At 35.4% G+C, this 26,599-nt stretch carries 20 protein-coding genes and 2 pseudogenes; 6 read left to right on the top strand and 16 right to left on the bottom strand.

Annotated elements, in window-relative coordinates; genetic code table 11:
* Positions 1–162: 162 nt before the first annotated feature.
* The 3 genes from ACFVT8_RS09055 to ACFVT8_RS09065 all read right to left on the bottom strand — a co-directional run bounded on the left by ACFVT8_RS09055 (position 163) and on the right by ACFVT8_RS09065 (position 4,263).
* Positions 163–1,992, bottom strand: coding sequence for an ABC transporter ATP-binding protein (locus ACFVT8_RS09055; RefSeq protein WP_387083275.1), 1,830 nt, complete (start codon positions 1,990–1,992; stop codon positions 163–165).
* Positions 1,985–3,748, bottom strand: a complete 1,764-nt coding sequence (locus ACFVT8_RS09060; RefSeq protein ID WP_387083276.1) for an ABC transporter ATP-binding protein — start codon at positions 3,746–3,748, stop codon at positions 1,985–1,987. The genes ACFVT8_RS09055 and ACFVT8_RS09060 overlap by 8 nt, the downstream gene beginning before the upstream one ends.
* A 71-nt stretch (positions 3,749–3,819) precedes the next feature.
* Positions 3,820–4,263, bottom strand: coding sequence for a MarR family winged helix-turn-helix transcriptional regulator (locus ACFVT8_RS09065; protein WP_387083277.1), 444 nt, complete (start codon positions 4,261–4,263; stop codon positions 3,820–3,822).
* 464 nt (positions 4,264–4,727) lie between these two features.
* Between ACFVT8_RS09065 and ACFVT8_RS09070 the strand changes: the two genes are divergently transcribed.
* Positions 4,728–5,243: a peroxiredoxin family protein gene (locus ACFVT8_RS09070; RefSeq protein WP_387083278.1), complete on the top strand. Its 516-nt coding sequence runs from the start codon at positions 4,728–4,730 to the stop codon at positions 5,241–5,243.
* 219 nt (positions 5,244–5,462) lie between these two features.
* On the opposite strand, the gene ACFVT8_RS09075 is transcribed toward ACFVT8_RS09070, so the two are convergent.
* Positions 5,463–5,882, bottom strand: a complete 420-nt coding sequence (locus ACFVT8_RS09075; protein ID WP_387083279.1) for a hypothetical protein — start codon at positions 5,880–5,882, stop codon at positions 5,463–5,465.
* 631 nt (positions 5,883–6,513) lie between these two features.
* On the opposite strand from ACFVT8_RS09075, the gene ACFVT8_RS09080 reads away from it, so the two are divergent.
* Complete coding sequence (locus tag ACFVT8_RS09080; protein ID WP_387083280.1) at positions 6,514–8,286, top strand: DUF4127 family protein; 1,773 nt, start codon at positions 6,514–6,516, stop codon at positions 8,284–8,286.
* A gap of 186 nt (positions 8,287–8,472) precedes the next feature.
* Here ACFVT8_RS09080 and ACFVT8_RS09085 read toward each other — a convergent pair.
* Positions 8,473–8,968 (bottom strand): annotated as a pseudogene (locus tag ACFVT8_RS09085) (DNA topoisomerase); the annotation flags it as partial.
* A 175-nt stretch (positions 8,969–9,143) separates the two neighbouring features.
* Here ACFVT8_RS09085 and ACFVT8_RS09090 point away from each other — a divergent pair.
* The 3 genes from ACFVT8_RS09090 to hpaB all read left to right on the top strand — a co-directional run bounded on the left by ACFVT8_RS09090 (position 9,144) and on the right by hpaB (position 13,550).
* Positions 9,144–11,318, top strand: coding sequence for a DNA topoisomerase III (locus tag ACFVT8_RS09090; RefSeq protein WP_387083281.1), 2,175 nt, complete (start codon positions 9,144–9,146; stop codon positions 11,316–11,318).
* 315 nt (positions 11,319–11,633) lie between these two features.
* Positions 11,634–11,753 carry a YjcZ family sporulation protein gene (locus ACFVT8_RS09095; RefSeq protein ID WP_387083397.1) on the top strand — a complete coding sequence of 40 codons (120 nt, stop codon included), beginning with the start codon at positions 11,634–11,636 and terminating at the stop codon, positions 11,751–11,753.
* Positions 11,754–12,098: 345 nt separating this feature from the next.
* A complete protein-coding gene (gene hpaB / locus ACFVT8_RS09100) occupies positions 12,099–13,550 on the top strand; it encodes a 4-hydroxyphenylacetate 3-monooxygenase, oxygenase component (RefSeq protein ID WP_387083282.1) in 1,452 nt (483 codons plus the stop codon).
* 149 nt (positions 13,551–13,699) lie between these two features.
* On the opposite strand, the pseudogene ACFVT8_RS09105 reads toward hpaB, so the two are convergent.
* The 5 genes and pseudogenes from ACFVT8_RS09105 to ACFVT8_RS09125 form a co-directional block, all read right to left on the bottom strand.
* Positions 13,700–14,251, bottom strand: a pseudogene (locus tag ACFVT8_RS09105) (translocation protein TolB); the annotation flags it as partial.
* A gap of 197 nt (positions 14,252–14,448) precedes the next feature.
* A complete protein-coding gene (locus ACFVT8_RS09110; protein ID WP_387083283.1) occupies positions 14,449–14,583 on the bottom strand; it encodes a hypothetical protein in 135 nt (44 codons plus the stop codon).
* A gap of 111 nt (positions 14,584–14,694) precedes the next feature.
* Complete coding sequence (locus ACFVT8_RS09115; protein ID WP_387083284.1) at positions 14,695–15,054, bottom strand: hypothetical protein; 360 nt, start codon at positions 15,052–15,054, stop codon at positions 14,695–14,697.
* 692 nt (positions 15,055–15,746) lie between these two features.
* Complete coding sequence (locus tag ACFVT8_RS09120; RefSeq protein ID WP_387083285.1) at positions 15,747–16,616, bottom strand: PhzF family phenazine biosynthesis protein; 870 nt, start codon at positions 16,614–16,616, stop codon at positions 15,747–15,749.
* A gap of 30 nt (positions 16,617–16,646) precedes the next feature.
* The gene (locus ACFVT8_RS09125) at positions 16,647–17,693 is read right to left on the bottom strand and encodes an ornithine cyclodeaminase family protein (RefSeq protein ID WP_387083286.1); all 1,047 of its coding nucleotides are present in this window, start codon (positions 17,691–17,693) and stop codon (positions 16,647–16,649) included.
* Between the two features lie 140 nt (positions 17,694–17,833).
* Between ACFVT8_RS09125 and ACFVT8_RS09130 the strand changes: the two genes are divergently transcribed.
* Positions 17,834–19,285, top strand: a complete 1,452-nt coding sequence (locus tag ACFVT8_RS09130; protein WP_387083287.1) for an aminotransferase-like domain-containing protein — start codon at positions 17,834–17,836, stop codon at positions 19,283–19,285.
* Between the two features lie 219 nt (positions 19,286–19,504).
* Here the strand turns inward: ACFVT8_RS09130 and ACFVT8_RS09135 are convergent, their stop codons facing one another.
* From ACFVT8_RS09135 to ACFVT8_RS09160, 6 genes are read right to left on the bottom strand one after another with little or no spacing between them, the layout of a single operon-like run.
* Positions 19,505–20,329: a sugar phosphate isomerase/epimerase family protein gene (locus ACFVT8_RS09135; protein ID WP_387083288.1), complete on the bottom strand. Its 825-nt coding sequence runs from the start codon at positions 20,327–20,329 to the stop codon at positions 19,505–19,507.
* Entirely contained in the window at positions 20,326–21,294 is a 969-nt protein-coding gene (locus tag ACFVT8_RS09140) for a DUF6005 family protein (protein WP_387083289.1), read from the bottom strand. The genes ACFVT8_RS09135 and ACFVT8_RS09140 overlap by 4 nt, the downstream gene beginning before the upstream one ends.
* A 13-nt stretch (positions 21,295–21,307) precedes the next feature.
* Positions 21,308–21,565: a petrobactin biosynthesis protein AsbD gene (gene asbD, locus ACFVT8_RS09145; protein WP_387083290.1), complete on the bottom strand. Its 258-nt coding sequence runs from the start codon at positions 21,563–21,565 to the stop codon at positions 21,308–21,310.
* Positions 21,562–22,794: an AMP-binding protein gene (locus ACFVT8_RS09150; protein WP_387083291.1), complete on the bottom strand. Its 1,233-nt coding sequence runs from the start codon at positions 22,792–22,794 to the stop codon at positions 21,562–21,564. The genes asbD and ACFVT8_RS09150 overlap by 4 nt, the downstream gene beginning before the upstream one ends.
* Before the next feature lie 2 nt (positions 22,795–22,796).
* Positions 22,797–24,551: an IucA/IucC family protein gene (locus ACFVT8_RS09155; RefSeq protein WP_387083292.1), complete on the bottom strand. Its 1,755-nt coding sequence runs from the start codon at positions 24,549–24,551 to the stop codon at positions 22,797–22,799.
* On the bottom strand, positions 24,523–26,346 hold the full coding sequence (locus ACFVT8_RS09160) for an IucA/IucC family protein (protein WP_387083293.1): 1,824 nt from the start codon (positions 26,344–26,346) through the stop codon (positions 24,523–24,525). The genes ACFVT8_RS09155 and ACFVT8_RS09160 overlap by 29 nt, the downstream gene beginning before the upstream one ends.
* Between the last annotated feature and the right edge of the window lie 253 nt (positions 26,347–26,599).

Here is a 26,599-nt window from a genome sequence, read left to right on the forward strand (position 1 = left end):
AGTTAGTTTAACTACATTTATTCACATAATCTAAATCCATTTTAACATAAATATCCAATAAAAAAATCACCTCTAAGGAACGAGGTGATTTTTATCAATCTTAATTATTTACGAAGCTACACATTGCCCTAGTAGCCAAAAGCGAATAGATGGCATTAAATTTTAAGAAGCATCTTCAAACTGACTATTATATAGATCCGCATAGAATCCTTTTTCTGCAATCAGTTCTTCATGATTACCACTTTCAATAATGTCTCCGTCTTTCATAACTAAAATTAAATCTGCGTTTTTAATTGTTGAAAGTCTATGTGCAATAACAAATGATGTTCTGCCCACCATCAATTTATCCATTGCTTTTTGAATAAGTGCTTCAGTACGCGTATCAACGGAACTAGTAGCTTCATCCAAGATAAGCAATGGTGCTTTTTTAACCATTGCCCTTGCAATCGTTATAAGCTGTTTCTGTCCTACAGATAAGCTTGTATTATCATTTAAAACTGTATCATAACCTTTTGGCAACGTTCGAATAAAGTGGTGTAAACCTACCGCCTTACAAGCTGCAACTACTTCTTCATCGGTTACATGCTCTTTGTTATAAATGATATTTTCCTTAATGGTTCCTTCGAAAAGCCAAGTATCTTGTAGCACCATGCAAAATAAATCGTGTACATTTTTACGAGTAATTGAATTCGTAGATACATCCTCAATCATAATTTCCCCACTGTCTACTTCATAGAAACGCATAAGAAGATTAACAAGCGTTGTTTTACCAGCCCCAGTAGGTCCGACGATGGCCACTTTTTGACCGGCTTCTATATGAGCAGAGAAGTCTTTAATAATAAGTTTCTCTTTCGTATATCCAAACTTCACGTTTTTAAATTCAACATTACCTTTTACATCTTTTGCATCTAAAGTGACTTTCTTATCACTTTCATCTTTAAGCTCCTCTTCTTGTAAGAACTCAAATACACGTTCGCTCGCTGCGGCAGTTGACTGCAAGCTTGTTGCTGCCTGTGCTAACTGAGACAACGGCTGCGTAAATAAGCGGATATACACCATAAATGAAACAATAACACCAAATGTAATAGAACCTTTCACTGTTAATGCAGCACCTACTACACACACAACAACATAACCTAAATTTCCAATAAAGATCATGAGCGGCATCATCATCCCTGACATAAACTGTGCTCGCCAAGCGCTATTAAAAAGACTTTCATTAATTTCATTAAATTCTTGCTTCGCTACTTTTTCACCGTTATAAACCTTCATGACATTATGCCCTGAATAGATTTCTTCAATATGGCCATTTATTCTACCAAGGTCCTGCTGCTGGCGTATGAAGTACTTGCGGGATTTGGATATAATAAATGACATGAATACAAATCCAACGAATGTTGCAGCAATGGCAGAAAGAGCCATCGTAACATTAATATAGAACATCATAATCAAAGATCCAAAGAACATTACTCCCGCTGTCACTAACGAACCTATACTTTGGTTTAGAGACTGTCCAATCATATCCACATCATTCGTGACACGACTTAACACATCACCGTATGTTGTAGAGTCAAAGTATTTCAATGGTAATCTATCAATTTTGTTCGAAATATCTGAACGTAATCTTTTGGAAACTCGTTGCGTAATAGTAGCCATAATAAACGCCTGAATATAATTGAATACAAAGCTCAATCCATACAAAATAGCAAGTAACAGACCAATTTTCCCTATTGCCGTAATATCAATCTCACCAGTCATACCATCCATTATCAAATCGGTGATCTCACTCAGCTTATTGGGTCCAATGATCGTGAAAATTGTTCCTGCAACTGCCAATACAACGGCAAAGATGATCGGTGGTAAATAAGGTTTACAATAGGCAACCAACTTCCCCATAGGCTTTTTAAAATTCTTTGGCTTTTCTCCAGGAGCCATCATATGACCTGGACCACCGGGACCTCTTCGGGGCTTATTTTTTTGTGCATTACTCATTTTCCAACTCCTCCTTCGATAGCTGCGAATAGGCGATTTCCTGATAAGTGTTACAAGTTTTCAACAATTCACTATGTTTCCCCATACCAACGATTTTACCTTCATCAAGAACAATAATTTTATCAGCATCTTTAATCGTTCCAATTCGCTGTGCCACAATCAAAGAGGTTGCACCTTTCGTCTCTTTTTTCAAGGTAGAACGAAGTTGACGGTCTGTTTTATAATCTAGGGCAGAGAAAGAGTCATCAAAAATAAAGATTTCTGGATTTCTATTTACTGCTCTTGCAATAGAAAGACGTTGTTTTTGCCCTCCTGAAAGATTTGTTCCACCTTGCGCAATATCCGCTTCATATTTGCCGTCCATTTTCTCCACAAATTCTTGCCCTTGTGCAATTTCCACTGCTTTTTTGATCTCCTCATCTGTGGATGAAGTCTGGCCGTTATCACCGTAGGCAACATTAGATTTTACCGTACCTGAAAATAATACGGCTTTTTGAGAAACGTAGCCAAGCTTATTATAAAGAGCTTCTTGTGAATATTCTTTTACATTGATGCCGTCGACTAATACCTCTCCCTCAGTAGCATCGTAAAATCTTGGGATTAAATTAATTAGCGTACTCTTACCACTACCCGTAGAACCGATAAAAGCAACAGTTTCGCCTTTATGTGCTGTAAAGCTAATATCCTTTAAAACATAGTCTTCTGCATCAGGATATTTAAAACTAACATTACGCAGTTCGATTTCACCTTCGATTCCCTTAGGCGACGTTTTTATTTCTCCATCAATAATTGTCTGGGGTGTATTTAGTACTTCATTAATACGTGCTGCAGATACTGCTGCTCTCGGTAGCAAAATGAATGTCATTGATAATAGCATAAATGCCATAACTACCTGCATTGCATAAGATGAAAATACGACCATATCACTAAACTTACCAACTCTATCCATACCTGCTGCATCATTAATTAAATGCGCTCCAATCCAATAGATTGAAAGAGTTAAACCTGACATAATCAGACCCATCCCCGGTTGCATAAGGGCCATAAGGCGGTTCACAAAAAGATTTGTGTCGGTTAAATTGTTATTTACTTTTTCAAACTTTTCTTCCTGATATCCTTGTGCGTTATAAGCATGAACAACACGAATACCAGTTAAACCTTCTCTAGTTACTCGGTTAAGATTATCTGTCAGTTTTTGAACGACTTTAAATTTCGGTAGCACAAAGATGACTAGGTTACCTATCAAAATAAGTAAAACAATGACAGCTACTCCTGTTGCCGCTGACCACTCCCAACTTTTCCCCATGATCTTCAAAATAGCCCATGTTGCAAGGATAGGAGCCTTGATCATAACTTGAAGACCCATTGCAACAGTTTGCTGTATTTGTGTTATATCATTAGTAGAACGAGTAATTAGACTTGCGATTGAAAAACCATTAATCTCCTCCATAGAGAAAGATAGAGTTTTGTTAAATACTCCTTTTCGCAATTCCTTTGAAAGAGATGTTGCAACCTTTGCTGCAAAATAGCCCACAATGATTGCCAAAATCATACTGCCAAGGGCACATAAAAGCATCTTCCCTCCAGCTGTCCATATCTCACTCGTTTTACTGCCCTCTGTTTGTACAAGGGTTGTAATTTTAGCCATATAATCCGGCAGTTTCAAATCTAGCCAAACTTGCCCTACAATGAACACAATACTGGCTACAATTAGTGTCCATTCTTTTGGTTTTAAGTATTTAAATATTTTCAGCATGTTTGCAGTCCTCCTCAACTTAGTTAGCATGCTAACTATATAATGAAAAATAATTCAAAATAGAATCTTCATCAAGAATCCAGATTCTCTTTCATAGCATCCACCACTTCAAAAAAAACTTCAAGTTTCTCTTCCGGGATACCTGTTAGTAATTTTTGTTCAAGTATTGCTCTACGAGTCATAATACTGTCATGTATTTTCAGCGCATCTTCTGTTAAGACTATTTTTTTGAGTCTTGAATCGTACGGAACAGTTTGCCTTGTAATCAATCCATTACTTTCCATAGATTTCAGTATTCTAGACGCTGTTGATTTGCGAATAGAAAATTCTCGTTCAAAATCTTTTTGAAACACATCTGTATCTCGATTCTTGTAAAGATAACCAATCGTCCAACCATGCATGGCAGTAAGATTATCTCTTTCCGGTAGCATAGTACATGTGGTTTGATCTAATTGTCTTCTCATTAAAAGCGACAACGTACGCAACTCTAACCCAACTGATCTCCTTTTAGTCAATCTTCTACCTCCAATCTAATATGTTAGCCTACTAACTTTAGTATTTAAATACTAAATTATAATGTTCCCGATGGAGCATGGCGTACTTAACAATTTATTCGTAAGATGCTTAGGCAACTAGGTGAAAGATGGATCATGTTCAGATTTATCTCCGTATTCAGTTTGCCATAAAGTCTGCAAAAAATTCAACATAAAAGCAAAACCACTTTTTAGTTATATAAATAAGTGGCTTTGCTATGAAATAAAGTATGCTAAGAAATGACAAAATAACAACGTTCATTTTCACTTTTCTAAGCCTGAATACGAAAAAAATGACGGCTTAGAATTCGTTGGAAGAAACTAATTTTTGCAGTTTGGTTAGGCATTTAATTTTACATATCTAATTTAGAAAAGGAAAGAATATAAAGGAGTTCCAAACCAGTATCAGGGCTCAATAAGAATTTTCAATATTTAGGAGGATAAGCATGTCTACATTTAATTTGGGTGACAAAGTGCCCAACTTTACTCTTCCAGCAGTTAATGGAGAAGAATTCTCTTTTGTAACCCATCAAAACCAGCATAAAAGTTGGCATCTCATTATCTTTTTCAGAGGATCATGGTGTCCTGTATGTCTTCATGACTTAAAAGAGCTTGAAGAAAACAAAAGTTATTTTGAAGGCAAGAATGTACATTTAATTACAATTTCGACAGATCAGTTGGAAAATTTGAAGAAAATGGTTGATGAGCATAACCTTACTTTTATCGTCTTAGCTGATGAAGAGTTACAAACATTAAAAGCATATGATGTTTTTTATCATGGAGAAAATGCTCCATATGAGGACCATGGTACGCATGGAGAGCCAGCTTTTTTCCTTGTTGATGAACATGGACAACTGCTCTATCAACAAAAACAAACAAGCCCATTTGGACGTCCATCATCTACTGAACTTCGCAAAATCGTCCAATATATTGGAAAGAATTTAAAGATAAATAAAAAATAAAAATATTTGATTGTGCGCAATTGTTGAGCAACATAATTAGAAAATAATCAATTTATACGATTAACCTAACTAAAAATGCTTAAAAATAAAAGGTAATCACTATTAGACTTGATTAAGATGTGATTACCTTTTCTGTATGTGGTGGATAATGTAGGCTAACAAAGCTAACTCCATTTGTGGCTCATAACGAGAATTCGAATTCGTAAGTTAATACTTAGATTATATTTTCATGTTTAATTCTCTATAAGGGTTATAGCATTGTAGCCATTTATCAGCTTCACTAACCATCCACGTTCCAAATTCATTTAAAAACGATAACAATAGGTTTACATCAATTATGGGTGCTATGGCATATTCAAGTGCTATTTTCATGTCGTTTTTCTTTTCAGGGTAATATTTCGAAAACAATTTATAAGCAGGATATAAATCCCTTGTATATGTGTTTGCTTTAGTTATGACAAGTGCAAGTCCTGCTCTTACTATAATTTTCATAATCCACTTGCAACAATCTTTAATATCCTCTATATCTGAATTATCTTGAAGATCATCACAGGCATTTTTAATTTGACCTTGTAAATGAATTAGGTGCTCATTTGCTAAAGCTTCATTTGCTTTATATCTTGGTAATCGAGATATCAAGTCTTCTCCAAACACACATATTCCATGGGTTTTTAGTATGAAACTAATTATTGAAAAAGATGACGTATTTAAAATATCTTCTATGCAGTAAAAACTTAGTTCAATACCATCTACACAAGTATGTTTTTGATTTAATTCTTGTTCTAGTTATCCAAAGGGGCGAAGCTTCGCAACATTTTTATAAACGTCGTGACTTTGTTTTAAACATTGCATCTTTTTTACAAACATCGCGACTTTATTTTAAAACCACATATGACTATCCCCTGCCCTATATAATATCTAGTTAAAAGGCGAGCTAATCTTGTCTGTTAAATCATCATTTAGGAGTAGCGGAACACCAAATCATTTGTTTTTAAATTAATTGTGGTAATTTCTTCAAAAGCATGAAATTCGAATCAATTGCAAAAAAAATAGTGAAAAGTAAATTGTAATATAATAATATTAATATTGGTTATTTTAACAATAGTTCTATTTCCTCACCTCTTTTTGGATGTATAAGGAATGGAACCAAAGGGATTTTCTGTTTGGTCAATTGATTAAAATACATATTAAACTACATTATAAAAGTAAGGATTGATCTTATATCGGTCCCTTAGTTTTTATAATAAAAAATAATTAAGGAGAGTTTATCTTGAAAAACAAAATGAAAAAGGTTTTGGCATCCGTTTTAGCAGCTGGACTCATGTTATCCAGTTTCTCTTTCACAAAAGCTGAAGCAGCCATTCCTGAAGTACCTAATCCAAACAAAACAGTTATGCTAGTTCCCTTGGATGACAGACCTATGAACACTGATACTGTTAAAAAGGCAGCTTCGGCAGCCGGTATTAAGTTGATCATGCCACCTAAAAACATTATTGCTACTAGTTTACAAAAAAATTCTACAGGAGCTGGGTCACATGGCGGTGATGCTTCTGCAATTATTCAATGGATTAAAGATAATGAGCATTTAGCAGATGGATTTATCCTTTCAGCTGATATGATTCATTCTGGCGGTTTAGTTGAATCCCGAAGCTTTTCACCAACATACTCAACTGAACAAGGAAGTACTAATTTAAATATCATTGATCAAATTCGTGATGATTATCCTAACAAACCTCTTTATGTTTTTGATTCTGTTATGCGTTTAGCTTCAACTGTAGAATATGAGGGTCTGATACAAGAAGATTATGATAATTTACGAGCGTTTGGACAGGTACCTCGTGTTCTTAATTCTTCTAGCCATGCCAACGTTAAAGCTAACTATGATATTGCTCCTTCTAAAACAGATAATACTCAACCAGGTGGAAAAATTCAATTTTCTACTTCTAAGGTTTCTGAAGCAACTAGAGCTAAATATTATGCAACTAGAGCTAGAAAGTTTGATCTAAACAAAGTAGTTGTTGACAAAACAGCTGCCGGGAAAATCGATTATGTTGTTTTCGGTGTTGATGATTCAAGCACGAACACAATTCAAACGAATGAGATTAACTGGCTTACATGGCAACAAAATAACGTTCTTATCAATAAATCTAAAATTGTATCTGATCTTGACGGTATTTCTTTAAACTTATTAGCTCGTATGACGAAAGAACTTTACAATCAGCCTTCTTTAAAATACTATGTTGAGTATTTTGGAACAGACGGAAAAACAACTGAATTTTATGATGAATATGCTTATGAAAGTGTACATGCTACTTTAAAGAAACAAATTGAAATTAGTGGAGGTACTTATGTAACAGATAAAAATTCAGCTGATGTAAGTATCCTAGCATTAAGTCCAGATTCAATTTATCGTGGAGCGTTAGTTTCTGCTTTTGAAAGTAACATGGTAAACAGTATACCTACAGTTGTTTTGGATTTCTATAATATAAAACATCGTCCTGATAGTTATATCATTAGCAACATTTTAGCAGGAACAAATGCATCTCGTATGCTTGCCTATTCGGCTTGGAACACCTTTGGAAACCGTATGGGAATTGCTTTAGGTACTGCAGGCTCTAGAATGAATTTTATGAAATACGAAACAAATTCAACTAAACTAAGGGATGCATCTAAGGCTTTTACTTCATTGTCAATTGACCGTATCGCAGAAGACTATGGTTATAAAGCGAATAGACAAGAAAATGTAAAAAATGAAATTATGAAGTATAACGGTAATACTCAGAACATGAAAAATAGTAGCATGACGGATTCGGAAATAAAAGCTATTGATAATTACACGTTAACTCAAATGCAAGCTGCACAAAACGAAGTTGTAAAATCTTTTTCTGGCAGACGTGTTATTGAAAAAATTAATGGGCCAAGAAGTTTAGGTCTAGTATTCTTTAATTCTGCTCCTACATTAACTGATTCAGATGTTAGTCTTCCTTGGAACCGCTACTTTGAAGTACAAATTGACACTGGAGCATCTAACTTATCCGATTAAATCTTCCCCCTTTTGTTCTATTAGACTAAAGAGTACCCCTTCCTTTAAGGTTGGGGTACTCTTGTTTAATCAAAAGATGTAGCTTTGGAAAAAAAATGATTAAAAAATATCCCTAAACGGGCAAAATACTTATATTTATTATATTACTAGTTTTATAGTTTTTGCCCATCTTAAAAAACACCTATAACCGCACGTCCCCATTACTCGTATAATGGTTTTTCAGTATGGTTTTTAGGCTGTGTTGTTACATGATTTGTTATTTTATGCTCATCTATATTGACAGGTTCATTTATATTGACCAGTGAAAGAATAATATCATTCGATTTGATTTCTTCAACCTTTTTCCACCCTTCTACTAATTGAACCTTTCCTTTAGTTGCGAACACCCCTTTTATATCACTACTATTAACCTTCGTGTAATTCGAGTTTCTTCATATCCTGCAATAGGCGTAAACTGCATAATGAAGCGATTTTTTATAGCATGATAAACAATGGCCTCATCATTTGATAAAGTTTAGGTACTACATACGTTGGTATAATCGCACTATGGCTCTCTACTTTAGAGTTGTTGAAAACACGCTTCTTTTTGGAAAATCGGATTTCATGTCATACGGTAATCCTGTTTTCAATTTATCCAATACTTTGCAGTCTTCTCTACTAAACTTTCCTCTAAGTCGACACTTTAAGTCCTTTATCTAATGGACTTAATTACAATGTATGAAAGCTTAGATTATAAGTCATTAAAATTAGATTTCCTAATAAAGATAGCCATAATTATTTATATAACAGTTATACTGAAAATTAATTTATAATTAATATACAAGAAGTTGTAATTATTATTAATAGGAGAAGGATATATGAAAATAGTAATTGCAGAAAAACCAGATCAAGCAGCAAAATTAGCTGCCCCCTTTTCTTTTACAAAAAAAGCTGGTTATTTTGAAGTTAAGCCTAACACTTATTTTCCAGATGGAGCACTAATTACATGGGCGATAGGACATCTATGTGAATTGAAAGCACCTGAGGAATATAATCCAACATGGAAGAAATGGACATTAGAAACATTACCGATTATTCCAGATCGATTCGAATATAAAGTGACAAAATCAAAATATAAACAATTCAATGTAATTAAAGGTTTAGTAAAAAGACCTGATATTCGAGAAATCATCATTGGTGGTGATGCTGGACGTGAAGGTGAATTAATTATCCGCACCATTTTGAGAGTATGCGGTGTAAATAAACCGATGAAACGTCTATGGATATCATCTTTAACAGAAAACGCTGTAAAAAATGGGTTTGCAAACTTACTACCAGAAGAGAAAACACGCGATATATATTTTGAAGCACTAAGTCGTTCATGTGCAGACTGGCTAATTGGCATCAACACATCCAGATTATACACGGTACTCCTAAAACGAAATGGTGTGAAAGATGTATTTTCAATTGGTCGTGTACAAACACCTACACTTGCACTAATAGTAAAGAGAGAGCATGAAATTGCGAATTTTAAATCAGAACCATTTTGGGAAGTGGAAACAGAGTTTAATTTTGATGGAAAAATGTTAAAAGCAAAATGGCATAAAGATAACATTTCAAGGGTTCAAGAGGAACGACAAGCTATTGCGATTGCTAATTTCTGTATCAATAAAAATGTAGAAATTAATAGTATTAAAAGAGAAACAAAGGAATACGCTCCTCCATTGTTATTCAACTTATCTGCATTACAAGCTACAGCAAACAAGGTCTATAAATTCTCACCACAAAATACACTGGATATTTTGCAAAAACTTTATTTAAAGGGCGTAGTTTCCTATCCAAGATCTGATTCACAATTTTTAACGAATGAAGAAGCAAAAACACTACCAAAGATACTAGAGCATTTAAGTAAAATTGATAAATATAAAGGACTTCTTCCGCCACCAACAAGTTCAATTATAGATAATAAAAGATATGTGAATGAAAAAAAAGTAACTGATCACCATGCAATTATTATTACAGAGCAAATACCAGACGTAGCAAAGCTAAGTACAGAAGAAGAAAGGATTTATGATTTAGTTGCAAGACAAGTCATTGCAGCACATTACAACAATGCCATATTTTCTTACACAACGATTCATTCACTTGTCGATAAACGTGCAGAATTCATCTCTAAGGGCAAAGTGCTTATGGAAGAAGGTTGGCGTAAGGTTATTTATCATTCTAAAGATAACTCACCTACAGACAAAGATGAACTACTTCCCCTATTACATGAAAATGAGCAAGGTATCGTTGCGAAAGCTAACGTAAAAAAAGGTGAAACCCAGCCACCAAATCGTTATTCTGAAGGTAATTTGATTACCGTAATGAAAACAGCTGGTAAACATTTGGAAGATACGGAATTAGAAAAGGTCTTATCGAAAACGGAAGGATTAGGTACTGAAGCTACACGCGCTGGAATTATTGGTACATTAAAAGATCGAAACTACATCGAAGTTAAGAAAAACCAAGTCTTTGCAACGACTAAAGGTATGTTACTAATTGAGGCACTCGGTGAAAGTATCTTAACTTCCCCTTCTATGACAGCCAAATGGGAGGAACGACTTTCTGAAATAGGTGAAGGCAACGCTTCTCCTAAAGTATTTATGGAGCAAGTAAAAAAGCTTGCTGACAAATTGATTTCAGATGCTAACAAGCGTGAAAAGGAATGGGCATTTAATCAAAATGCAGTCGATAAAATCACTGCAAATAATCCGTACAATAAAAGATATAACAAAGAAAAAACAGTTGTTGGGAAATGTATCCTTTGCGAGGGGTCAATCATAGATCATGGCACTTTTTACGGGTGTTCAAATTATAAAACAGCTAATTGTAAATTCTCGGTTTCAAAGAAACTTTTAAGAAAAACTATTTCACAATCGAATATGAAAAAACTCTTGGCAGCTGGCGAAACAGACTTGATAAAAGGATTTAAAAAAGGAGAGAAAACTTTTAATGCCCACCTTATTTGGGATGAAAAAGAACGTAAAATTAATTTTAGATTTCCACAATAACTAACAATTCTACTTTCAACATATTGTTGAAAGTCTGTAGCTTTTATTAAGAATTTAATAATAGCCTTGATAAACAAGCAAAAAGAAAGAGCGTGTTTTTAAAAAATTTAATCAAAACGTGCTCTTTATCTATTTGATTGAATCATTCTTCTAATGATATTTCCTCCATTAAAATGCCCTTTAATGGAGAAACATGCCATAAATTATATTAAGCATGCTTTTTTAATATAGCTGTTTTCTCAAAGATTGTTGCTTCTGATTTTGCTTTCTTCTTCGATTAAAGCTCCCGTTAGTTTAAGTGGAAATGCTGGTGGCATAAATAACTGCGGCTATTATGGCGGCGGATATGGTAATGGTTCATCATTTGCCTTAATTGTTGTTCTATTTATACTTCTAATTATTATCGGCGCTACTTTTATGAATAGAGGGTATTAACATTTCTGATTTAAGGGTCGCCCTTGGCTTGGTGACCCTTTTATAGTTACTTTCCTCATTATTTAAAGAAGTAGTCATAATGGCTTTCTTCCCGATTCTAGCCATCCATTTCATTCAAGATAGTTATGAAATTTATAGTTTCACTTTGGTATCTTTGTTTAAAGTAACCTTCTCCTCCTTCTTCTTCAACTAACATGCTGCGTAGTTAAAGAAAGAATATTAGCAAGCTCTAGTTTCATAGAATAATTTTAGTAATAGTAATAAAATATTCGACGACTTAACTTGTTAAAACAGCTATAAACGAATAATTTTATTTAAATATCAATTAAAATTGGGGAGTGAAACATGGGGGCTATTAATGGAAAAGATTACATTAACCGATTAAATCAGCTAAATAATGAAATTTGGTACGACGGTGAAAAAATTGAGGGGTTGTTATCAGAACACCCTGCCTTCAAGGGACTTATTCAGTCCAAAGCGGATCTTTATGATTTGCAACATGATCCAAAAATAAAAGATGAGATGACTTTTATTTCTCCAGTATCAGGAGAGCTTATTGGTCTTTCCTATTTGCAACCAAAAACGAAAGAGGACTTAATAAGAAGAAGAAAGATGATTGAACATTGGGCTAGGTATTCAGGGGGTATCATGGGAAGAAGCCCAGATTATTTGAACACAGTTTTAATGAGCTTTGCCTCTTCAGTATCCTTTTTAAATAATAAGGACAAATGTTTTCCAAACAATCTGCAAGCATTTTATGAATTGGCTAGGGAAAATGACCTGTCGTTTACACATACCTTTATTACCCCACAAGTGAATCGTTCTTATATCTACATTGAAAATACGGATGAGCCAATCGCCGCAAAAGTTATTGATAAAAATGAAGAAGGAATCATCGTTAAAGGTGCACGTCTTCTTGCTACGCAAGGTGGTTTAACAGATGAAGTATTAGTATTTAGCGTAGGTAAATTTCTATTTAATGAAGATGAAGCTTTTGCTTTTTCGATCCCTTCTAACACCAAAGGATTAAAGTTTATTTGTAGGGAAACATTCATCGGCGGACAATCTTCTTTTAATCATCCATTAAGCTCGCGGTTCGAAGAAATGGATTCTATCGTCGTCTTTGACAATGTATTAGTACCTTGGAATAGGGTATTTTATTACAGCAATGCAGAAGTAGCCGGAGAATTCCCAATTCAAAGCTCTTTCCATCCCTTTACTAAGCACCAAGTATTGACTAGACAAATTGTAAAAACAGAGTTCGTCTTAGGTATTGCTGAGCTTCTTATAGAAACGATTAATATAAGCGAGTATCAACATATCCAAGAAAAGATGTCAGAAATCATCATTGGTCTAGAAACGATGAAAGCCTTATTAGAAAAATCTGAAAATAACGCAAAATTAGATGAATGGGGATATATGCGTCCAGAAATTTCCCCGCTTCAAGTTGCTGGTAACATCTTTCCTAAAATCTATCCTCGTTTCACTGAAATTATCCAGCTAATCGGAGCTAGTGGAATGATTACATTGCCAACCGAGAAAGCATTTCATTCTATTATTAGAAATGACTTAGATTTTTATCTTCAAGGAGCAACTAAGACCGCAGAGGAACGAGTAAAAATATTTCGTTTAGCTTGGGATCTAACAATGAGTTCATTTGGAACAAGACAAACCCAATATGAGCGATACTTTTTTGGCGACCCGATTCGATTATCCAGCGATTTATATAAGAAATATCCAAAAAATGAATATATAAAGGTAATTAGTAATTTCTTAAATCTTAAAAAAGAAGAGTAATAGAAATTCAATTATTGTCTTAAATGAATACAGGTTTAATAATTCCTTTTTAGGATCAAAATACTACGCTCAATCTTTTTATACATTGAGCGTCGTGTGTAGTCCTTTTGTTTATTCAATGTAGGAATCTCGGTAACTTTTGTACTTTAATTTAAAACAAAAAATCTTCCCTCACCCGATATGAAGGCTAGTTGATTCTTTGTAGGAGCCCACTTTATCCATTTTTCATACCCAAGCATTTTCCCTATAACTTAAAATTGATCTCCAGCTGCTGAAAGCACAGCTAATGTATTGCTATCATTAGACCAAGACGCAGTTGGTGCTAATAGAAAGCTAACCCAGCTACCATCAGGGCTCCACTTAAAATAATCTGCATCAATTGCAAATAAGTCGGTTGTATTTGTTTGAATGGTGTAAAAAGGCTTGATTTTATTCGTATCTAGATTGGCATCTACGGGCACTTTAAAAAGACGAACTGGTTCCCACCCAGTAGGAAGTAAATTAGATTGAGATGAAAAGATAAACGCTTTTCCGTCGGGGAACCATTCAAAATCACTTACACCTAGAGATACATTTTCAAAGCCGTGTGGTCGCCCATTTTTTGTTTTTGTAACATTTAGGATACCTCTCGAATTGTAAGCTAGTTGATTTGATGTTGGCGACCATTTAATTTGATTTGTTTCAATTGATGGATACGGTTGCGATAATTCATTCTTAGGAACCCAAAATAACTCTCCTTCGTAAGATGGAATAAAGTTCATATGCTTTGTTTCTCCGAAGTAAACATATTGTTGACGTATTTCTCCGCTATTTTTTACAAGCAGAATATATTTAAGCCTAAAGTTTTTGATTTCGTCTTTTTTAAAGCCTGTCTCTTCTTCAATCTCCTGTAACTAGCCTACATTGGTGAATTAATTTCATTAGATTCCATATGACCTCCAATTCCACCCCAAAATTCAAAATTAAAGATTTTACTATTTTCCTTTTTCATCATTAATACACTTCCATGATGAATTAGAAATGCAGTTGCCATTTATCGGACTTCCAATAATACCATCCTCTCTATTATTTCCACGTATAGTATTAACCTGCTCCGTTAGCACAAGAAGCGATTACTCTAATTGAACAATCGCCCTCCGTTAGTTTAAGAACCTTTTTTCTTCCCTAGACTCTTTAGTGTTGTTCCAATTAACATTAAAAAAGGCCCTATTATCGTGCCATAATGAAAGTTGGTATTAATTCCCAGTGGTGCAAATACCCCTAACATAATCAATACGAATCCAAAACTTGAAGTTATCTCTCCTATTGCGTTTTTATTAAACTTCTCTATATCAATTAGATCACTGATAAAGATTAAAAATACTCCAAGCAAATAACATATCAAGAAAAATTTAAAGGAAAAATCCACAATAAAAATACTCAAAAGAATTATGATTACGCCTAAAGAAACAAATTTAGTTCTTTTAGATAAACTATTTATAAATTTTCTTTCTTCTTTGAACAAATCCCCCCACCTCGCTAAATATTTTACCATAAAAATCCATATAAATTGTTAAACTATTCTTCACCATTAGTTCAATAAATAAAGAGCTGCCTATGCAACTCAGTTATCTTTAATTAACGCACCCGTTTATTTAAGTTTATTTATTCACAAAGTTAAAAAATTAGTAAATAAGAAACGAAATTCTTAATACTATTAAAAACTCCCTCTATTATGTAATAGTTTATTTGATTCTTTAGTATCTCTTTTAAATTTTCTATATTCCCGAAAGAACATTACTATATATGCGGTAATACACCCAATAGGACCTGCCCACGTTACTGGCCCATTAATACTCTATTCAGATAGTGCCATGACATTTCAACGTACCTCACTGTCTAATTTAAGCGAAGTAGGCGTCCTGCCTTAGCGACATATGCACAAAGCCTGAAGACAAGCAGAATTTATGCATTGTAATAGAAAGATGATACTAACACGTAGAAATAATGGGTTTAGACCTCTTAAGTCGCCCTTTGATATAGGGGTTGCCTTTGTATGTAGCCCGAATTTATGCTTAAAAATATAATTGGCTATAATAATAGCCAACATATTACCAAGGATATTTAATTAAGAAAAAAACAGCCATACTAGATGTAACATAACACCTAATCCGGCTATCTTATTATTTCAATTTATTAGAAATTTATATTCTACAATTATATTTCAACCTCTGTTTCAGAAAAATTCAATGCTTTTCCGCCCACCTTTACCTCAATAATTTCTTTCCCTTGAGTGGTTAACGCTATAACTATTTCTGAAGGTTTTTTCATAGAGTAACCTTGCTCAACAGATATATTAATAACATGTTCAGGTTTGATTTTACCATATTTATATAGATAACATGAAAGGGCACCATTGGATGTACCAGTTGCAGATTCTTCTGAAATTCCATATAAAGGTGCCAAATTTCTACAGTGAGCATTTGAACCCTTTAGTGATTCAAGGGTAAAAATATGATAACCAATGGTATTATATTTACCGCTGATATTTGTTACTTTTTCAAAATCTGGCTTTATAGAATTTAATATATCTAAGTTTCTAATCGGTACAAGCATATCTCTAAGGCCAGTAGATACAATTTGCACTGGTAGATCCCCCAACATTTCATCTACAGTAATATTTAAGGAATCTGCAATTTCCTCCTTGTCTATTATTTCATAATAGCTTGGAGCATTTTGATCCATCATAATTGATAGGTCTTCCATTACTTCTACATTTAAAATTCCAGCCTTTGTTTCTTGAGAATATTTTCCTGGTTTAATATATCCTTGGCTTGAAAGTGTATAGAATGCTGCTATCGTTGCATGGCCACAAAGATCAACCTCTTCATTAGGTGTAAAGAATCTAACCTTGAAGTCAGCAAGGTCTGACTTCATGACAAAAGCAGTCTCACTAAAACCGATGATACCTGCTATTTTTTTCATGTCCTCATCTGATAGATAATCAGCGCTAAGTACCACTCCGGCAGGGTTGCCTCCCTCAATGGATTTTGCAAATGAATTTAATGTGTAAACTTTTAACTTCATAATATGATCCCTCCAAATTGTATATCGATTTTATATTTGCACGATTGTCCCAACATTCATTTCTTCTGCTTTTGATACAATATATTTTGAAACTGCAAGATCCTGCAATGCTATGCCAGTACTATCAAAAATCGTAATTTCTTCATCACTTGTACGTCCTTTCGCATTTCCAAGTATGAATTGTCCAATTTCAGTCAAATTGTTTTTGCCTAATATACCAGCCCTAATAGCACTTTGTGTTTCTCCGACTGTCGATGCTTGTGTACTATCATCTACATATACAGAAGCTACCTCAAAGATCTTTTCATCTATTTCCTGTTTTCCAGTCATGTCTGCCCCCACACAGCTGAAATGTATGCCTGGCTTAATCCACTCCTTAAAAATCAGTGGTTTTCGCGAAGGCGTTATCGTAATTACTGCATCGGTTTCTTCCAAAGCTTTCACTGGATTTTCTACAGCTACAAACTGAACTGACTCAATTCTTTGTTTCCAGCTCTTATTATAAGTATCGTTGATATCATTTATGATTTTATCTAGTTCCGTCTTTATTGAATACTGGAATTTTGATGCATTTTCATATTTTACGGGGTCATATATATATACCTTGTTGATTGTCTGAACTTGAGATAGAGTGGCTGCTATTTGAAAAATCGCCTGAACTCCTGTACCTACAATCATTAGTGTTTTTGAATCTTGTTTTGACAGGTGTTTCACGCCTATTGAACCTGCTGCTCCAGTACGCATTCCTGTCAAATAACTTGCGTTGATCATTGCCTTAGGAAACCCATTCTTCAAATCAAATAACATAGTCAGCCCAGTTATAGCTGGAAGCCCTTGATTTTTATTATCACCAAACCATGAAACGAGTTTTAATCCAAACACATCTTCTTCATTAAGCATCCCTGATTTAATATCCATTTCTGCCCTACCCTCAAAAATCACCTCAGATACCATGGAGAATAGTCTCACCTGATCGTTGGCTTTAAGCGCATAGGCTTTTTCAACACATGCTATTGTATTCTTGATATCAAGAATGTTCTTAACATCATTATCACTTAGAATTCTTATTGGTACCATAGTTATCATTCTCCTTTAAATTTTTATTATCTGTTAATGTAATTGTATTTGAACAACAAAAAAAAGTATCCAACCATTCTTGGTTGTTATTTAACCAACCAAATGATAAAGTACAAGTACTATGATTTTGGAGGAATTTCATGTTAGATATCAACTGGAGACCTGATAGAAATAGTCCTTATCGATTGAATATACAGATTGTTAACTTCATAAAAGATAAAATAGCAGCTGGAGAATGGCCAGTTGGTTTCAAATTGCCAAGTCAGCGGACACTTTCTGAAATTTTCTGTGTAAACAGAAGTACCGTAGTATCTGCCCTTGAAGAGCTTACAGCTGAAGGCCTTATTAGCGGTAATGCTGGAGGAGGTACAAAAGTAATAAACAATACATGGACATTAATGTCCACTAATCATTCACATAATTGGCTTCCCTATATATCTTCGGGATTACATCAAACAAATCAAAATATAATGCAGCAGATCAATCAGGCTGAATTCCAACCTGATATCATCCGAATGGGGTCCTGCGAACCTTCCCCTGAATTAATACCTAACAAAATGATTCAGGGCGTACTAAAAAAACTGTCTAAGTCTATGGCATCGCTGGGTTATGAAGAACCAAAAGGAAATATCCATCTAAGAAGAGAGGTATGCACATACCTTAAAACAATTGGGATAGAAGCTGATCCATCCTCAGTTTTGATTACCTCTGGTGTTTTGCAGGCACTGCAGCTTATTTCCCTTGGCCTTTTGCACACGAACTCAGTAGTATATGTTGAAAAGCCATCCTACCTATACTCTCTTAGAACCTTTCAATCGTTCGGAATGCAGCTTTCGGGAATTAAGCTGGATGAAGAAGGTATAGAAATAAAAGAATTGGTTGATCGACATAGTCGGAGAAAAGGAGCAATGCTTTTTACAATACCTACTTTTCAAAATCCTACCGGGAGTGTCATGTCACTTGAAAGAAGAAAAACGCTTGTTGATGCGTGTGATAGGGAACGTTTGCCTATTATCGAGGATGATATATATAGGGAGCTTTGGTTTGATGAACAACCTCCACAGCCAATAAAGGCATTTGATAACAATGGACTTGTATTATATATTGGTGGAATATCGAAGAATTTAAGTCCTGGTCTCAGGATTGGATGGATTGTTGGATCAGAAAAAGTCATTGAAAGATTGGCAGATATAAAAATGCAAACTGATTATGGAACCAGCTCACTCTCCCAGAATGTAACCACAGAACTATTCTCTAGTGGTCTTTATTATCAGCATAACGATATAATGAGGAAAAATGTTAAGATCCGAAGAGATGTTGCTCTTGAAGCATTAAAGAAATATTTTACCGGAATCGGTACATGGAATATCCCTAGAGGCGGATATTTCATCTGGCTTAAGTTAAATAAAGGTATATCCATGTACCAGCTTTTTACTAAAGCCTTAAGTCGGAAAGTACTTGTTCACCCTGGAGATTTGTATGAGTTTCACTCTGATCAATATTTAAGAATTTCTTATTCTTATGCAACCTTAAATGAAATTGACTATGGAATTAAAACTCTTTCAGAATTGGTAGCAGAACAAATTTTTTAAGTTTCATATAGAGATTTAATTATGGCAGATAATTATAAAAATGAGGACGTCCTAGCCATCTAGATCATTTCTGCTACTGCCAACGTACACAATGTTCGCTTTAACCTATTAAAATAAGCTGACGTCCGGCATGGACCGTCAGCTTATTTATCTACGAAAGCGAACATTTATCTATTACATAATCTATTCTTGTGATTTATGCATATGTTTTAAGCAGCCTTATATTTGCACCAACTGCAACGACTTCTTAACCTCCTGAACATCTTTTGCTAATACGCTCTTCACATTGGCTCCAAACCATTCCAATGACGCATCTACCTCCATGTTCGAATCTACTTCTGCTAGGAATTCACCATAATCAACTGCACCTTCAAACAATGGAACCATCCCTTCTCTAGATCCTGCTGCAGCATAAACATTGTTAGGAGCAAAAACACCAAGTTGTGCACGTGAGGCAATATTTTTAAAGTGAAAATGTGAGATATAAGGACGAAGTTGCTTCATGGCGACAATAGGGTCCATCCCAGATTCCCATATATGTAAAACGTCAAAGTTCACTCGTAGGCTTGAGTGATTCGTTTCTTCGAGTAACTGCATTGTTGAAGGTAGATTATCTGTCAATGTGTTCGGATGAGTTTCAACAAGCAAATATTGTCCTTTTGACTCAAGATAATCACAGAGCATTCTAAGTCTAAAAATAAGTTCTTCTCTTTCTTTTTTACTCGTGTCTGAGCTGCCCTTCTTTCCTACAAATGTACGAATCTTATTTGTTCCCCAGCGCCTTGCAAGGGAAGATAACCTCTCTGTTTCAGCCATCATCACAGAAACTGGTGCTTCTAATGGCAAATAATCACTAAGCATGCTCGTTTCCAAACCGTAGGAGCTTAGCCAATCTGCTCCATAATGAAGTTCATCTGCCAAGTTCTTTGCATGAACACCCCAAAGCTCGATTCCTTGAAAACCTTGCGTTTTTGCAAATTGGGCTAATTGGTCAATCGAGTGGAGATGGTGCCGAAACGAGATTGTACAGATAGATAGTTTCATATTATAACCTCTTTCTTGTGCTGTAATGTTAACCATGCTTGAAAGCATTCTTGTAATCCTTGCTTAATTTTGAACTCAAGGAGATTTTGTTCTTCTAACTTCACAAAAATATCTTCCGCTAATAATAAATCTTGCGTCATCGCCAGTTTCATCGCTCGATACTGAATCGTTGTATAGCCATTCACTAGACGCTCAATATCATCACACCATTTGTCAAAGCCTTCCTCATCGCGGCCTAGTGCTTCCCAAAAAAATGCAAACGCATGCTCATATGCATACTTTCTAATCGCTATAACCGGCAATTGTTTTAAAGCAGTCGGAAGCTTTGACATAGTTTCTTTTCCTGCAATATACTCTTTAATAATTTCGGTAATTGCATCTGTCAACGGATTACAATGAAGCTTTATACATGTTTTAAAATAGGCTTCAACCGTCTCTGTAGTTGGAGCAATAATCGTCTTTGCATCAAAGTAATAGCCACCTTCGACAGTTGGCTCTTGAATTGCAGCTAAAATTCTCTCTTTCGGTAAAATCCCTTCCCAGCGAAAATCGGGGTCATACATAAACCATTCTTCTTCATTTTCTGTCGATTCTAGCATCACATAATGAGGGAATGGACGTTGATGGAATTTATTCTCTCGATCTGGAAGCATCGATAAATCAAGCATCACCATCACATGTTGATGTGGAGATTTATTCTCTAATAATCCTAGCAGTTTGTTTATATTTTCTTGTTTTGATTGCTTTTCGTCATACCATTTGTATAGCTTGATTCCATAGAGCATTTCATACCATGTTTGAAAGAAGTGATGATCAATTTGATCAGAGTGGTATGTTAGCACTCCGTTTTCGAGCACATCAAAATCTGCGTCCCATACCCCAAAATAGTAGGGCCTATGATCGACGCCTTTCGTTTTCTTAATAACCTCACAAACACAGCTTACAAAACAATGAACTTTTATCATTTTTAGCCTCCGATTATTCTACCTTTTGCTGTTTTTCTAAAAAGCTTGCTAGTGTTCCTACTGTTTTGAAATCTTTCGGAACGAGAACCTCATCGGGAATGGGAATACCAAGATCCAACTCTATATGAAGAATCAGTTGAAGGACCATAATTGAATCCATATACAAATCCTCATTTAATCGGGCATCTTCATTAAAAGAGGACAGTGTCTGCAACTTTAATGAATTTTCCATAATTTCATAGATGCTCTTCATCAATTGTTGACGCGTCATACTGGTATGCCTCCAAGTTTTTTTCTACTTACTTTTCCATTAGGCAGCTTTTCAATTTCATGAACAAACACAAACTCCACCGGAATTTGATGTGGCGCGAGATATTTCCTGCACCATTCTCTAAGTTCCATATTATCGATTGGTTCACTAGACACATATAGTGCGCATACTCGCTCTCCTGATAAGTTGTCTTGTTTCTTATATACGACAGCTTCGACTATTCTTGGCTCGCCCATTAATACAGCTTCAACTTCTTGCGGATACACATTCAAGCCAGCTACATTAATCGTGTCATCTATTCTTGCAAGAAATGAAAGAACATTATCTTCTATATAGCCAAGATCTTTCGTATAAATTGTTTGTGTAGACGATTCAATGATAATTTCGCTCGGTGTTTGTTTGTTACCAGCTGTCACCTTCACATGAGGAAGGGGGTAACCCATTTCTTTCGGATCTTCCACATTAGGGTGAATTGCAACACACCCCGATTCAGAGCATCCATACTGCTGTAGTACTTGGCGTGATTTCTCTCTTAATGATGTCAACCAGCTATGTGGCATCACAGTTCCTGACGTCATCACACGATCAAATTGTTGATGAATAGGTAATAATTTACTTAATGTATAAAGTAACGTTGGAGCCCCATAAAGTATGTGCTTAGGATATTCTTTTAGCTTTTTCAATATATATTTAGGATTACTATTCGTAATAATAACTGGCTTTGCTCCCCTTCTTATGCAAGCTAAGACACCACAGATGAATCCATAAGAATGAGTAACCGGACAAGCAACAACAGAATTTGTCAAGGAATCGACAGGTAACGTCTTCACATAACTTTCAATCTCTTCTTCCACTGAACTCCACGTTCGTTCAATACATTTTGGAGCACCTGTTGTACCTGAGCTCATTTGAACTAATACTCCTTCTTGGTTGTTGGAATGATTTGATAGTTCGATGAAAGAATCGATTGATTGGAACAACAAAAGATGACTACCTGCTGAAGAAGCAAGCCGTACAGATCCCTCTTTTGGCGTCGCTGGATGGATTGGGACAACTGATCCACCTTTTCCGCGAATGTATAAACAAAGAGCTATATATTGGAAAGTATCATCCATACAAATAGCTAGTCTGCGATTGTTACACTCCCTTAGATGAGGTAAGCTTTCATATAGTTCAAATTGCTTCTCGATATCTTCTACTGTATAAAATTGATCATTGACATAAAACATCATCATTTCCCCTTTTCATCCGCTTGCGCCAACGTATTGTTGACGATATGTCGAAAAATACCTTCTTCTTGATTTTGAACTTTCTTTGTTAGCAAAGATTCAACATAAATATGTGTGTTAGTATGCTGAAGCTGTTCATTTCTTGAGCATAATGATGGAAAGCGTTCAAAGTGCTTCTGAAGTCCGTTCTTAACTTGACTCCAAAAACGTGTTTCTGCAAATCCATACTGCTCTTCTAGCAAATAAGATAGTTCACTTAAATGAAATACGAATAGTGTATCCATAGCTAACTCTCGTAAAGCCTCTACAGAAGACATCCAATAATAATGATCGACAGGTGCATCTTTATAACGTTCGTGTATCGTTTCAAATTCTGGAATGAGGCTACTGTCTGCAATGAATTTTTCCATATATTCAATACTGTCGTGGAAATCCCTCAGTACAACTCGTGTTGGCCACCCATTTTGATGTAATAAAATCATATTTTGCGCATGTGCCTCAACAGCAATACCGTGAGCGACAAGCAAGTGCCACACGGGAATAACACTCACTTCGATCAAGCGTTTTACCCACTCCTCCGCTCCATATCGGCAAAGCCAATCATCAATAAATGGACGCCCATCTAACTCCATCATCATTAGTACCGTAAACGGTACCGCTTCCTCTTCATCCTTCATATACGTGCGCACACTTTCTCGCCATATTGAGCCAAGCTGACCTTCTAGTTTGCTACTATGTTTTTTTGGATTCGGTTCAAAAATAATCCCTGCATATTCTTCCAATACAATAAGAGACGCTTCCTTTTGTAAATAGTCGTCTAATTGAATCACCCGTTTAAGCCATGCTGAAATATGAGGAGCGGCACAAACAGCATGAGAATGTAATTTTCGTAATGAAGAGGTATTCACCATATTCATCGAGCATTTTAATTGCGCCTTTTTTGGATTTGAAAAATTCCATAATGTTCGCACTGATTGGGTTGCCCTATAGTAATCTCCTTTCACATTTAGAGGTATTAGATCTTTTTGCTCCATTAATCCAGCTAGTTCATGTTTCATGTTATGCCATTGCCAAGGATGAACAGGTAAAAACGTATATTCTTCAAATGTTCCATCGAATACCGCAAGCGTTGCAAGAAGGTCTCCCCATAGCAAATGCCCTAGCTCCCTTTTCCAAAAGCTCTCTTCCTCTTCAAGAACAGATATTCGTACGTAGCTTCTTCTCACTGCAACCCATTGAAGGGTAAAAGATTGCTTTGCCTCAGGGCCATAGTCTTTATGGTCGTCGATCGTAAAACCGGTTCTGGATTTAAAACAAGGATGATATGGATGTCCTTCAATGATTTCTGATTCTAATTCCTCATAGCTCGAATTTCTTCTCGACATCGGCATTTGGAGATGATGATCATTCCATTCACATAGCTTACTCGTCAAATGAAGTTCTTTCAGTAACCGAACTTTGTCTTTACTAGTTGAAAGTAATTCATCTACTAGATCCTCAAGCGTTGCTTCTAGTAACGTTTCATCTTTTCCTACTAGAAAAATACTATCCCCATTTATACGGATGCGATCAAAAGCCATTCTTCTCCCTTCACAACGATAGGTGCACTTCTGACCAACAAGAGTAAAAATTGAAGTCCATTTATCTAAACGTGTTTCTTCATATTTGATTAGTCCTTCAAAAATCATGGCCTCTACAAGTTGCCGCCTTACACGTAGTTCTCCTTGTTTAGAAGTTAAAGGCTGTAACTTCTGCATATTCTGCCTCCTCATGCTGAAGAACAAATGGATTTGGAATTTTCGTGTATACCGCTTGTTCAAGTTCGGCTTCTAGTTCATCTACATCATGAAACCTTGTTAATAAATTTGCTTTGAACGCAAGCTCTTCTTGTTTTAGAATGTTACGAACAAATGCCTTCCCGAAACCTGTAAATTCTTTTTCTAATAAGTGCAGTTGATCGATAGACCACTTCAAAAGAATTTTTTCATCGATTAGCTGATCTGCTCCAAATCGAGATATAACGGGAAACAGTTGATTCATAAACAAATAATATGTAAATCTATCATGAATAAGGGCATCTTCGTAAAATAGCTCAGCTGTTTCATGTAAAGAAGGCTCTATTGAAAGAAGTACTTCTTTATATGTTTTTGATAAGTAATAACCTTGGTTATCACGATAAAAATAAATAGTTGGATACCCAGAAGAAATGTTTAACAGACTATTTTGCTGGTGTGCTTCGAGAGCGATCCCATGCTCATCGTATAATCTTAATAATGATTCAATAGCACATTTCCAATAGTCTTTAAACCAGTCTAAACTTACACTCTCTATTGAGCGGAATTCTGATTGAGAGATTTTCATAATGAGCTGACACAGTTTTGATTTTTCGACTGGCAAGGGCTCTTGCACAAGAGTAGCGATCATGCATATTCCTTCATCATGCCCTTTAGGAAATACGTTTGAGCGAAAAATAACCTCAAACCCTGACTCCGTCTGATTTGGGAACTCTACAGTCATATAGGCTGGGTCATCAATCATCCGGAAAGATGGATGGTTCTGTAAGAAATCAATCTTATTCATTAACCGAGCCATAACAATTCCCGCTTTTAGTTCATGAGTTCTGTTTACCCTCAATGAATTCGTTATTTTTACAGGAATTGAAAACTTATACATCATTTCTTCATTTGGGCTATATACAGTTCTAATTGAAGAGGTTGCTGTATAAAATGCCCCAAGCGCACCTTCGTATTTTATCAACCCTTCAGCAATCGCTTCTTTTACATACTGTTGCTGTAAAAGCCACTGTGCTTGAAGTGGGTGCATCGGAATGAGGCAATGCTTCTCCGACATAACAAAATCAGGTTGTGATTTTGTTAATGACTGAGTAATGAGTTCACTTGCACTTTTTTCTAATACAGAAGACTCTTTCACAATTTTACGGTCGACACGAAAATAGTGAAGTTGGAAAGAACCTTGTAACTCTGGAGCAAAACTCGTTTGTTGCCAATCTGCCATCCCTTGTCTGCTTTTAGGTGTCGGATGAAGCCAATGGCCAAGTAAGAGAGACTGCTCAGCTTCAATAAACGTACAGTTAGCTCCATTTTGTTTCTTATCTTCCAAACTCTTTTCAATATAATTTGCCATCGTTTGATAGCTCTCTATTATGCGAAGAATGAGCTCATCAAAATGGGTAGAAAGTCCAAGACATCCATCCGCCTTAGCCATAAAATGTAGTTCCTGAATGAGCGTGATGAGTATCGTTAATTTATCTTCGACAAGCCATTGTTTTTGTTTCGTACAATACTTCAATGAGACACCAAATATATGTCTTCCAACTAGAGATTTGTATTCCATGCCAAATGCAAAACGTGTGTTTTGGATAGGCAACTCAATCTCTAACATATGTGCCTCTGTAATCAGGATAGATAGTCGCTGTTCTTTTATCCACTCCTCCTTTCTGACCGAATGTCCGCTACTCACCTCTCGTATATAACAATTCATAAACGCCTGAAACGTTGCATTTTCTGCAATCTGTTTAGCTATCTGTTGCATGTAATTAATCATCCTTTCACAAAGCCTTCTCCCTACCAAATGATAATGATTATCACTTACTGACAAAAAAATTAGTCTCCCTAATTAGAAAGACTGATGATAAGAAGCGAATAGAAACAAATGTGGTGCTAACAACAATTGATAATGATTATCACTTTCAATTACATATTATAGGAAAGACGGAAATGACTCAACTGCCTAAAGTCCTATATGGCAATATAAACCATCGAAATAAGTAAAAGTGCATAAGAAT

It is taken from the genome of Lysinibacillus sp. NPDC058147 (assembly GCF_042884205.1).
In the GTDB taxonomy this organism is placed as follows: domain Bacteria; phylum Bacillota; class Bacilli; order Bacillales_A; family Planococcaceae; genus Lysinibacillus.